9 protein-coding genes are annotated in these 11,059 nt (G+C 71.2%); 4 read left to right on the top strand and 5 right to left on the bottom strand.

Features of this window, described 5'->3' with window-relative positions; genetic code table 11:
- Nucleotides 1–77 precede the first annotated feature (77 nt).
- Together NPS70_RS26575 and NPS70_RS26570 are read left to right on the top strand one after the other, a co-directional pair.
- Nucleotides 78–2,510, top strand: coding sequence for a galactose oxidase-like domain-containing protein (locus NPS70_RS26575; protein WP_256526977.1), 2,433 nt, complete (start codon nucleotides 78–80; stop codon nucleotides 2,508–2,510).
- 195 nt (nucleotides 2,511–2,705) lie between these two features.
- On the top strand, nucleotides 2,706–3,836 hold the full coding sequence (locus NPS70_RS26570) for a chitinase (RefSeq protein ID WP_256526976.1): 1,131 nt from the start codon (nucleotides 2,706–2,708) through the stop codon (nucleotides 3,834–3,836).
- A 63-nt stretch (nucleotides 3,837–3,899) separates the two neighbouring features.
- Here the strand turns inward: NPS70_RS26570 and NPS70_RS26565 are convergent, their stop codons facing one another.
- The gene (locus NPS70_RS26565) at nucleotides 3,900–4,577 is read right to left on the bottom strand and encodes a hemolysin III family protein (protein WP_256526975.1); all 678 of its coding nucleotides are present in this window, start codon (nucleotides 4,575–4,577) and stop codon (nucleotides 3,900–3,902) included.
- Nucleotides 4,578–4,803: 226 nt separating this feature from the next.
- Here NPS70_RS26565 and NPS70_RS26560 point away from each other — a divergent pair, with 226 nt between their 5' ends.
- Complete coding sequence (locus tag NPS70_RS26560) at nucleotides 4,804–6,639, top strand: phosphoenolpyruvate carboxykinase (GTP) (protein WP_256526974.1); 1,836 nt, start codon at nucleotides 4,804–4,806, stop codon at nucleotides 6,637–6,639.
- 178 nt (nucleotides 6,640–6,817) lie between these two features.
- Here the strand turns inward: NPS70_RS26560 and NPS70_RS26555 are convergent, their stop codons facing one another.
- Nucleotides 6,818–7,204, bottom strand: coding sequence for a hypothetical protein (locus NPS70_RS26555; RefSeq protein WP_256526973.1), 387 nt, complete (start codon nucleotides 7,202–7,204; stop codon nucleotides 6,818–6,820).
- 135 nt (nucleotides 7,205–7,339) lie between these two features.
- Nucleotides 7,340–8,551, bottom strand: a complete 1,212-nt coding sequence (locus NPS70_RS26550) for a pyridoxal phosphate-dependent aminotransferase (RefSeq protein WP_256526972.1) — start codon at nucleotides 8,549–8,551, stop codon at nucleotides 7,340–7,342.
- A 379-nt stretch (nucleotides 8,552–8,930) separates the two neighbouring features.
- Between NPS70_RS26550 and NPS70_RS26545 the strand changes: the two genes are divergently transcribed.
- Entirely contained in the window at nucleotides 8,931–9,725 is a 795-nt protein-coding gene (locus tag NPS70_RS26545) for a putative protein N(5)-glutamine methyltransferase (protein ID WP_256526971.1), read from the top strand.
- A 69-nt stretch (nucleotides 9,726–9,794) separates the two neighbouring features.
- Here NPS70_RS26545 and NPS70_RS26540 read toward each other — a convergent pair whose 3' ends face one another.
- Both NPS70_RS26540 and NPS70_RS26535 read right to left on the bottom strand, forming a co-directional pair.
- Entirely contained in the window at nucleotides 9,795–10,031 is a 237-nt protein-coding gene (locus tag NPS70_RS26540) for a chaplin (protein ID WP_256526970.1), read from the bottom strand.
- Nucleotides 10,032–10,325: 294 nt separating this feature from the next.
- On the bottom strand, nucleotides 10,326–10,736 hold the full coding sequence (locus NPS70_RS26535; protein WP_256526969.1) for a rodlin: 411 nt from the start codon (nucleotides 10,734–10,736) through the stop codon (nucleotides 10,326–10,328).
- Nucleotides 10,737–11,059 lie beyond the last annotated feature (323 nt).

Genomic DNA, 11,059 nt, shown 5'->3' with positions numbered 1-11,059 from the left:
GCGTGCGGCGTCGGCCCCGCGGCCGCCGCCGCACGCACGTGCACGAGAGCCGCCGAGAAACGCACGAAGGGAACACCATGTCACCACCCCTCAGGAGCGGACTGCGCCGCAGGCCCCGGACCGCCTTGCTCGCCGTCGGCGCCCTCACCACGGCTCTGCTGATATCCGCGCCGCAGAGCGCGCAGGCGGGCCCGCCCAACCTGATCAGCAACCCGGGCTTCGAGACCGCGGGAACGGGTGCCATGCCCGCCTGCTGGTCGCAGTCGGGCTGGGGCGACAACGACTACACCTTCGAGACCGTCGCCGACGCCCACTCGGGCACCAAGGCCATGAAGGTCGAGCTGACCCGCCGGGTCGACGGCGACCGCAAGGCCCTGATCACCGAGAACACGGTCTGCGCGCCGACGGTGGTCCCGGACCGCCAGTACGACCTGTCGCTCTGGTACAAGTCCACCACCCCCGATGTCTCGGTGACCCTCTTCCGCCGGGACACGGACGCGGGCTGGCAGTACTGGACCGACCTCAAGACGCTGGAGATCAGCGCCGACTACGCCCGCGCCGAGGTGCGGACCCCGGCCGTGCCGCCGAACACCGACAGGATCGCGTGGGGTGTTTCGGTCTACGGCACCGGTTCGGTCACCACGGACGACTACGCGATGGAGGAGGTCAGCGTCCCCGTGCCGGACCCGGAGTGCACGGGGACCGCGCAGGAGTGCGAGGACGGCCGCTGGGAGGTGCTGCCGGTGCAGAACCCGGTGCGCTCCATGCACTCGGTGGTGATGCACAACGGCAAGGTGCTGCTGATCGCCGGATCCGGCAATGACCCGTCCCTGTTCGAGGCGGGCAGCTTCACCTCCGCGGTGTACGACCCCGCGGACGGCAGCTACCGGGTCATCCCGACCCCCGCCGACATGTTCTGCGCCGGGCACGTCCAGCTCCAGGACGGCAGGGTGCTCATCATGTCCGGCAACAAGGGCTATCCCTCCGCCGACGGCACCATCGGCTACCAGGGACTCAAGGACTCCTACCTGTTCGACCCGGAGACCGAGACCTACATCCGGACCAACGACATGAACGACGGGCACTGGTACCCGTCCGCCACGATCCTCGGCAACGGCGACGTGATCTCCTTCGGCGGTCTGAAGGAGGACTCCACCGGCTCGGTGACCGCCGAGCGCTTCTCGGCCGCCGAGAACAAGTGGCTGCCGCTGTGGCAGGTCAACCAGACCTGGTCGTACTGGGGCCTGTACCCGTCGATGATCCTCATGCAGGACGGGCGGCTGTTCTACTCGGGCAGCCACGTCTTCGGCAACGGCACGCCCGGTACCGGGGCGGCGATCTACGACTACGAGGCGAACACCGTCACCGAGGTCCCGGGCCTGCAGAGCAAGGACGAGCGCGACCAGTCCGCGAGCGTGCTGCTGCCGCCGGCCCAGGACCAGCGGGTGCTCACCCTCGGCGGCGGCAACATCGACACCAACCCGGCGGCCAACCGGCTGACGGACATCATCGACCTGAAGCAGCCCGACCCGAGTTACGTGCACGGGCCGCCGATCCCGCAGGGCACGGTCGACATGGGCGACGGCCCCCGGCCCCAGACGGGTGCCGAGGGCAAGATGTACGTCTCGGCGGTGCTGCTGCCGGACGGCACGGTGCTGGAGACGGGCGGCGCTCTGCACAACCGGGCCAACCCGGTCTACGAGGCGTCGATCTTCGACCCGGTGACCGAGACCTTCGACCCGGTCACCCCGGACCCCGAGGCCCGCGGCTACCACTCCTCGTCCTTCCTGCTGCCGGACGGCCGGGTGATGTCGGTGGGCGACAACCCGGGCAACGGGTCGTGGAACCACAACGTGTCGGTGTACACCCCGCCGTACCTGCTGAAGGGGCCGCGGCCGCAGATCACCTCGGTGATCGACGGCGAGTGGACCTACGGCGACACCCAGCGGATCACCGTGGACCGGCCCGTGGTGAAGGCGGAGCTCATCCGCCCGGCGGCGGTGACCCACTCCTCGGACCCGAACCAGCGCTTCGTGGACCTGCCGATGACGGTCGACGGCAACAACATCGACCTCAATGTCACCAGCAACCCGAATCTGGCCCCGCCCGGCTGGTACATGCTGTTCGCGGTCGACGCCAACGGCGTGCCCTCGGTGGCCGAGTGGGTCCACCTGAGCGGTCCGGCGGCGATGGCGGCCGAGGCGCCCTCGGCGCATGTGCACGAGTTCGCGCAGGAGGCGCAGGCCGCCCCCGAGCAGCCGCAGCGCAAGCGTGCGTCGGCCCCGGTCGACCCGCAGGTCGCGGGCTGCGACCGGCACTACGGCAGCGCCGGGGTCTGCGTGCCGACCGTCTTCCCGAAGAAGGTCGCGCCCACCACCAGGGCCCGGTGCTCCTGGCTGGCGGAGCACGACTACGGGCGGCTGAAGGTGAACGGCAAGGACGACCCGCTGAAGCTGGACCCGAACCGGGACGGCGTGGCGTGCGGGAAGGGCGACCTGCGCAGGCGGTGACCCTCCCCGGCCCACCGGGCCCCGTCCGCCGGCGACCGACCGGCGGACGGGGCCCGGTGCCGTTCCGGCGCGGGCCGGGGGCGCGGGGGAAAGTCAACTCCCTTGTGGTACAGACCTGTTGACGAAAGGTCTGGACCATCCTACGGTCAATCGCAGTGCCGCCCCCGGACCACCCCCACGTCCCCAGGAGCACGCATGCCAGGCCAACGGATCGCCCGTGTCCTCGGAGCGGCACTCGCCGCCCTGCTCACCGCCACCGCCCTCGCAGCCCCGGCCGCCGCCGGGAGTGACGAGCCCGCGGAGACCGCCGCGCCCGCCCACGCCCCGGCGGTCTCCGCGCCCCACCGCGCTCCGGCGGGTGCCGCCGCCGACACCTGCGCCCTCAAGCCCCGGCCCGCCGGCAAGGTCCTCCAGGGCTACTGGGAGAACTGGGACGGTGCGGCCAACGGCGTCCACCCGCCCTTCGGCTGGGCGCCCCTGGACGACCCCCGCTTCGCGGCCCACGGCTACAACGTCCTCACCACCGCCTTCCCGGTGATCCTCCCGGACGGGACGGTGCTGTGGGAGGACGGCATGGACCGGACCGTCCGCGTGCCCACGCCCGCCGAGATGTGCCGGGCCAAGGCGGCCGGGGCCACCGTCCTGATGTCGATCGGAGGCGCCACCGCGGGCATCGACCTGAACTCCCGGGCCGTCGCCGACCGCTTCGTCGAGACGATCGTGCCCATCCTGCGCCGCTACAACTTCGACGGGATCGACATCGACATCGAGACCGGGCTCGTCGGCAGCGGCAGCATCGGCACCCTGTCCACCTCGCAGGCCAACCTGGTCCGCATCATCGACGGCGTGCTGGCCGGGATGCCCGCCGGCTTCGGCCTGACGATGGCTCCGGAGACGGCCTACGTCACCGGCGGCAGCGTGGTCTACGGCTCGATCTGGGGCGCGTACCTGCCGGTCATCAAGAAGTACGCGGACAACGGCCGCCTGTGGTGGCTGAACATGCAGTACTACAACGGCAGCATGTACGGCTGCTCCGGCGACTCCTACGCCGCGGGCACCGTGGCCGGGTTCACCGCGCAGACCGACTGCCTGGACCGGGGCCTGGTCGTCCAGGGCACCACCGTCAGGGTCCCGTACGACAGGCAGGTCCCCGGGCTCCCCGCGCAGCCGGGTGCGGGCGGCGGGTACATGGCTCCCTCCTCGGTGGCCCGGGCCTGGAACCACTACGGCGGGGCGCTGAAGGGGCTGATGACCTGGTCGGCCAACTGGGACGGCTCCAAGGGCTGGACCTTCGGCGACAACGTCAGGGCGCTCCAGGGCCGCTGACGCCCCCCGCACACGTGTACGCCCCCGGGTACCTGCCCGGGGGCGTACACGTGCGCGCCGCGCTCAGGCGTGCTGGTAGGCGACGAGCGAGATGCCGACGTAGTGCACGGTGAACGCGGCCAGCGTGAGCGAGTGGAAGACCTCGTGGAAGCCGAACCAGCGCGGCGAGGGGTTGGGGCGCTTCATCCCGTAGATCACGCCCCCGATGCTGTACAGCAGCCCCCCGACGATCACCAGGACGAGAACGGCGATGCCGCCCTTGCGCATGAAGTCGGGCAGGAAGAAGACCGCCGCCCAGCCCATGGCGATGTAGCAGGGCGTGTACAGCCAGCGCGGGGCCCCCACCCAGAACACCCGGAAGGCTATCCCGGCCGCGGCGGCCGCCCAGACCGCCCAGAGCAGCAGGCGCGCGGTGGAGTCCGGGAGCAGCAGCAGGGTGAGCGGAGTGTAGGTGCCCGCGATGATCAGGAAGATGTTCGCGTGGTCGAGCCGGCGCAGCACGGCGGTGGTCCGCGGTCCCCAGTTCCCGCGGTGGTACAGGGCGCTCACCCCGAACAGCAGGCAGGCGCTGAGGACGTAGACGCCGCAGGCGATCCGGCCGCGGGGGGAGTCGGCGAGAGCGGTGAGCACGACACCCGCGACGAGCACGGCGGGGAACATCCCGGCGTGCAGCCAGCCGCGCAGTCGGGGCTTCACCTGGTGGAGGGCGTTCTCGGTCGCTTCGAGGGCGGCTGACGTCATGCGGGCATGGTACCTACGCGACCGTAGGTGACAGGGGCCCGAGTGGCGACGCTCACGCAGGCGTGGTGATGCTCACGTGAGAGGCCCTCTGGACATATGGGCATTCGCCACGGATGATCAGATGAGTGAGGTCGGCACCGGATGAGCGCCTACGAAGCGTCCGGGTCGCAGCCCCCACGGGGCATTCATGGGAAACAACCGACAAACCCCTCATTTAGGAGCGATCGTGGCGCGCGACAACGCGGCTCCCGGCACCGTCCCCACCCGGCACCGGGAGCTGGTCTCCTGGGTCGACGAGATCGCGGCGATCACGCAGCCGGACCAGGTCGTCTGGTGCGACGGCTCGCAGGCCGAGTACGACCGGCTCGCCGAGGAGCTGGTGGCGAAGGGGACCTTCCGGAAGCTGGACCCGGTCAAGCGCCCGAACTCGTACTACGCCGCCTCGGACCCCTCCGACGTCGCCCGCGTCGAGGACCGCACCTTCATCTGCTCCGAGAAGGAGGAGGACGCCGGGCCGACCAACCACTGGAAGGCCCCCGCGGAGATGAAGGAGGTCTTCGCCGGTGAGAAGGGCATCTTCGGCGGCTCGATGAAGGGCCGCACGATGTACGTGGTGCCCTTCTGCATGGGGCCGCTCGGCTCCCCGCTCTCCGCCATCGGTGTCGAGATCACCGACTCCGCGTACGTCGCCGTCTCCATGCGCACCATGACGCGCATGGGGCAGGCCGTCCTCGACGAACTCGGCACCGACGGGTTCTTCGTCAAGGCCGTGCACACCCTCGGCGCCCCGCTCGCCGAGGGCGAGGCCGACGTCCCGTGGCCGTGCAACTCCACCAAGTACATCTCGCACTTCCCCGAGACCCGTGAGATCTGGTCCTACGGCTCGGGCTACGGCGGAAACGCGCTGCTCGGCAAGAAGTGCTACGCCCTGCGCATCGCCTCCGTCATGGCGCGTGACGAGGGCTGGCTGGCCGAGCACATGCTCATCCTCAAGCTGACCCCGCCGCAGGGCGAGGCCCGCTACGTCGCCGCCGCCTTCCCGTCCGCCTGCGGCAAGACCAACCTGGCCATGCTGGAGCCGACGATCTCCGGCTGGACGGTCGAGACCATCGGCGACGACATCGCCTGGATGCGCTTCGGCGAGGACGGCCGCCTCTACGCGATCAACCCCGAGGCCGGCTTCTTCGGCGTCGCCCCCGGGACCGGCGAGCACACCAACGCCAACGCCATGAAGACCCTCTGGGGCAACGCCGTCTTCACCAACGTCGCGCTGACCGACGAGGGCGACGTCTGGTGGGAGGGGATGACCGAGGAGGAGCCCGCGCACCTCACGGACTGGAAGGGCAACGACTGGACGCCCGCCTCCGGTACGCCCGCCGCCCACCCCAACGCCCGCTTCACGGTCCCCGCCTCGCAGTGCCCGATCATCGCGCCCGAGTGGGAGGACCCCAAGGGGGTGCCGATCTCCGCGATCCTCTTCGGCGGCCGCCGCGCCTCGGCGGTCCCGCTGGTCACGGAGTCCTTCGACTGGCAGCACGGTGTCTTCCTCGGCGCCAACGTCGCCTCCGAGAAGACGGCCGCCGCCGAGGGCAAGGTCGGCGAGCTGCGCCGCGACCCGTTCGCCATGCTGCCCTTCTGCGGCTACAACATGGGCGACTACATGGCCCACTGGATCAAGGTCGGACAGGCCGCCGAAGCCCGGGGCGACGGGGCCAAGCTGCCGAGGATCTACTACGTCAACTGGTTCCGCAAGAACGAGGCGGGGAAGTTCGTCTGGCCCGGCTTCGGCGAGAACAGCCGTGTGCTGAAGTGGATCGTGGAGCGCCTGGAGGGCACCGCCGAGGGTGTCAGCACGCCGATCGGCGTGCTGCCGGCGCCCGGCTCCCTGGACACCGAGGGGCTGGACCTCGCCCAGGCCGACCTCGACTACCTGCTCACCGTCGACCCGGAGGTCTGGCGGGAGGAGGCCGCCCTGGTTCCCGGGCACCTCGACACCTTCGGCGACCACACCCCGAAGGAGCTGTGGGAGGAGTACCGGGCCCTGGTCGACCGCCTGGGCTGACCCACCGACCGTGGCGGGTCGGTCCGACGTCCGCCCTGACCTGTGGTGTCACCCTGGCCGGCCACGTGACGACGGCCCCCGGAGCGTCCTGCTCCGGGGGCCGTCCGACCGGCCCCGCACCCGCGGGGGAGGGGGTGGCGCCCGGTCCGCGACCTCCCCGGCGGCGGACCGGGGCCGATCAGGGGGTGCCGACCAGCGGTCGGCCTTCGAGCGCCGCGGCATGCGCGTCCATGCGCTCCGCGGCCAGGATCGCCGCGGCGGTGTCGGCCCGCGAGGCCGCCACCACCAGGGCACGGCCGGCCAGCGCGTGCGCCCGCCGGTGCAGCGCGGGGCCGTCGGCGCCGCTGAGGGCGGCGTGGCGGACCGGGGGAGCGCCGCGCAGACGGGCCACCTGGACGGCGATCGCCTCGGCGGCCTCGCGCAGGGCGAGTTCGTCGGTCACGGCGAGCAGCGCGGAGAGGTGCCCCGCGAGCTGGATGTCCAGCTCCTCCTCGCGTGAGCGGTGGGGGAAGGCACCGTCGTCGGCCACCTGGTGGACCGACTTGGTGCGGATCGGTTCGTACATGGACGGCCTCCCGCGCTGTCAGGAGACCATCCTACATTGGATTGAGTCTAAAATTGGCTCGCTATCGGAATCCGCCGCCGTGCGGTGCCCCGGCGGCCGCCCCGCCCCGGGGCGGAACGGCCCCGCCGGGACGGATCAGTGCTGCCCGTAGCCGTCGAGGAAGGTCCCGATCCGGGTCACCGCGTCCGCCAGGTCCTTGGCCGCGGGCAGCGTCACGATGCGGAAGTGGTCCGGTTCGGGCCAGTTGAAGCCCGTCCCGTGCACGACCATGATCTTCTCGGACCGCAGGAGGTCCAGCACCATCTGCCGGTCGTCCTTGATCTTGTACACCGCGGGATCGAGCCGCGGGAACAGGTAGAGGGCGCCCTTCGGCTTCACGCAGGTGATCCCGGGGATCCGGGTGAGCAGCTCGTAGGCCGTGTCCCGCTGCTCCAGGAGCCGTCCGCCCGGCAGCACCAGCTGCTCGATCGACTGCCGCCCGCCCAGCGCGGTGGCCACCGCGTGCTGCGAGGGCATGTTGGCGCACAGGCGCATGTTGGCCAGGATCGTCAGGCCCTCGATGTACGAGGAGGCGCCCTTCTTGGGGCCGCAGACCGCCAGCCAGCCGGAGCGGTAGCCCGCCACCCGGTAGTTCTTGGAGAGCCCGTTGAAGGTGAGCACCAGCAGGTCGGGGGCGACCGCGGCGGTCGGGGTGTGCGTGGCGCCGTCGTAGAGGATCCTGTCGTAGATCTCGTCGGAGCAGACGACCAGCCGGTGGCGCCGGGCGATGTCGGTGAGCGAGCGGAGCATCGCCTCGTCGTAGACGGCTCCGGTCGGGTTGTTCGGGTTGATGATCACCAGGGCCTTGGTGCGGTCCGTGATCTTCCGCTCGATGTCGGCCAGGTCGGGCATCCAGTCGGACTGCTCGTCGCAGCGGTAGTGCACGGCCGTCCCGCCGGACAGCGACACCGAGGCGGTCCACAGCGGGTAGTCCGGTGCGGGGACGAGCACCTCGTCGCCGTCGTCGAGCAGGGCCTGCATCGACATCTGGATCAGCTCCGAGACGCCGTTGCCGAGGTAGACGTCCTCGACGTCCAGGTCGATGCCTTTGGTCTGGTAGTGCTGCATCACCGCGCGCCGCGCGGAGAGCAGGCCCTTGGCGTCGCCGTAGCCGTGGGCGCCGCCGACGTTGCGGAGGATGTCCTCCAGGATCTCCGGCGGGCACTCGAAGCCGAAGGCCGCCGGGTTGCCCGTGTTCAGCTTGAGGATCCGGTGACCGGCCGCCTCCAGCCGCATTGCCTCCTCGAGGACCGGGCCCCGGATTTCGTAACAGACGTTGGCGAGCTTCGTCGACTGGATCACCTGCATGACGCGAGCTTACGGCGGCGGCCCGGTGATCGCCGACGGGATTCCGCGCGGAGGGCGGGTGTCGAATGTCCTGTTTTGCAGCTTTGGGTGGTGCAGGCCCTCAGGGCCCTTCGAATGCGCTCCGGCCCGGGTCGGCGACCTGTGATTCCAACGCGAGGGACGGCGGTGTTGCGCTCGTCACCCCCGGCCGGATGCGATGGGATACTGTGCGTCCACGCAAGGTGCGGGCCGTCTCGGGCCCGCCAGGGACCGGAGGAGGTGGACCCGATCAACCCGTTCGCAGGCCGGGCGCCCCTTCTCCGCCGCCGCGCCGACCACCGGGTCTGAGCCCCGGGCGGTCGCGGTCGCCGGGTGCCCGTCGGTACCCGAAAGGCAGTCCATGCCCCTTGCCCCCACCCGCCGTGCCCACTCCGTCACCGTCGCCGCGCTGCGCTCCGCGGGCTGCGTCTTCGCCGAGGAGGAGGCGTCACTGCTGCTGGCCGCGGCCGGCACGGCGGACGAACTGGCCGCCATGACCGAGCGCCGGGCCGCCGGCCTCCCGCTGGAGCACGTCCTCGGCTGGGCCGAGTTCCACGGCCACCGCACCGCCGTGGACCCCGGGGTCTTCGTCCCCCGCCGGCGCAGCGAGTTCCTGGTGGAACGGGCCCTCGCCCTGGCCCCGCCCGGCCCCCTCGTCCTGGACCTCTGCTGCGGGACGGGCGCACTGGGCGCGGCCGTGCACCGCGCCCTGGGCGCCGGCGAGCTGCACGCCGCCGACATCGACCCGGCCGCCGTCCGCTGCGCCCGGCGCAACCTGGCACCCCTGGGCGGGACGGTCCACGAGGGCGACCTCTACACCGCACTGCCCGGCGCGCTGCGGGGGCGGGTCGACGTGCTCCTCGCCAACGCGCCGTACGTCCCCACCGCCGAGCTGGGGCTGCTGCCCGCCGAGGCCCGGGAGCACGAGCCACAGGCCGCGCTGGACGGCGGTCCGGACGGTCTCGACGTCCAGCGGCGGGTGGCCGCCGGGGCGGCGTACTGGCTCTCCCCGGGCGGAGTGCTGCTGGTGGAGACCGGCGAGCGGCAGGCGCCGCGGACGGAGCGGTTGCTGGCCCGCCGAGGTCTGCTCGTGGAGACCGCCGTGTGCGAGGAGCGCGGCGCCGCCGTGGTCTCGGCGGTGCTGCCCGCGCACTGAGGCCCCGGTGGCGCGGAAGCGCCACCGGGGCCTCGGCTCCGCTGCGTCCGGGGACGCCGGGCGGAAGGGTCAGGCGTTGATGCAGGTGTTGCCGAACGCGGGGTTCAGCAGGCCGACCACGCTGATCGAGTTGCCGCAGACGTTCACCGGGATGTGGATCGGGACCTGGATCACGTTGCCCGACAGGACGCCGGGGGAGCCGACAGCGGCACCGTTGGCACCCGCGTCGGCCATGGCGGGGGCGGCGGCACCGCCCAGCGCCATGACGATACCGGCGACGACGGCAGCAGCCTTCATGTGCTTCATTTCGATCCTTTCAGCGGGAAGCGCGGTACGGGGGCACGGCCTTCGTGCCCGCGCAGCCGCACATCGGTATATGCGGGCATGCGCTTCCGCAGACTGGGTAACGAGACGATTCCCGTTCGGAAACCGCTCACCGGCGAGCAGTTCGAAAAGTCACTCGTATGCCTCACCGATAATGGTTCGAACCTACTTCCGTCATTCGGTGGGCAATGCGGCCCCCGAATGCCGGAAATCGTCCGGACAGGGCGCCGCCCCCGTGCGCCGGCTGCGCACGGGGGCGGTTTCCGTTCCGGCGGGTCAGCGGCCGGAGAGGCCGTTCTCCGACAGGATCGGGATGTCGCTGAGGATGTGCGACAGCGGCTCGTCACCCTTGGCCTGGGTGGAGTTCTCGACGCACTGCTGGTTCTGCGGGGCCGACAGGATCGGGACGTCCTGGACGGCGATCGGCACCAGGCCGACGAGGGAGCCGACGTTGGCCTTGGCGGGCAGGCCGATGCAGGGCTTGTTGAGCGAGCCCTGGACCAGGCTCATCTGCGGGCTCATGTCGCCGTGCGTGGCCGCGTTGCCGTAGGACTGCGAGGCGCCGTTGCCGCTCGCGGAGAAGGTGCCCTCGTTGTCGCCGACGGCCAGAGCCTGCGGAGCCATGGCCGCGCCGGCGCCCACCATGGAAGCGGTGACCATGGCCGTCGTCAGAATCTTCTTGATCACTTACTTGTCCCTTTTCGTTATGAACGCGCGAACGCGGTGCAGCCTGACCAACTGGAGCCGCCGGGTTTGGTTGCGGGCGTTCACCCGATTGCCGCAACGTGTGCCCGGGGGGCCGTCGGGGCTATCGCGATCGTCCGGGTTGGTGAATGGATTCTGCACCGTTCCGCCGCGCGGGGTGCGGCACAATAGGCGAATCCATCGGGTCGAACGAGTGGTGAATTCGATATGACAATGACGTCCGACGCGTCCGGTGCCGCCCGGTCCGCCGTACCCGCGCCCGCCGCACCCCGGGACGGCAGCCCCTCACACCGGGACCCGGGCCC

The sequence above is a fragment of the Streptomyces sp. C10-9-1 genome (assembly GCF_024497955.1).
In the GTDB taxonomy this organism is placed as follows: Bacteria; Actinomycetota; Actinomycetes; order Streptomycetales; family Streptomycetaceae; genus Streptomyces; species Streptomyces sanyensis.
The sequence above is the reverse complement of the archived record's forward strand: the minus strand, read 5'-3'. Positions and strand labels throughout refer to the sequence as shown.

Coding starts and splice junctions, on each gene's coding strand:
- NPS70_RS26575 (WP_256526977.1), top strand. CDS start 78: ATGTCACCACCCCTCAGGAGCGGACTGCGCCGCAGGCCCCGGACCGCC.
- NPS70_RS26570 (WP_256526976.1), top strand. CDS start 2,706: ATGCCAGGCCAACGGATCGCCCGTGTCCTCGGAGCGGCACTCGCCGCC.
- NPS70_RS26565 (WP_256526975.1), bottom strand. CDS start 4,577: ATGACGTCAGCCGCCCTCGAAGCGACCGAGAACGCCCTCCACCAGGTG.
- NPS70_RS26555 (WP_256526973.1), bottom strand. CDS start 7,204: ATGTACGAACCGATCCGCACCAAGTCGGTCCACCAGGTGGCCGACGAC.
- NPS70_RS26550 (WP_256526972.1), bottom strand. CDS start 8,551: ATGCAGGTGATCCAGTCGACGAAGCTCGCCAACGTCTGTTACGAAATC.
- NPS70_RS26545 (WP_256526971.1), top strand. CDS start 8,931: ATGCCCCTTGCCCCCACCCGCCGTGCCCACTCCGTCACCGTCGCCGCG.
- NPS70_RS26540 (WP_256526970.1), bottom strand. CDS start 10,031: ATGAAGCACATGAAGGCTGCTGCCGTCGTCGCCGGTATCGTCATGGCG.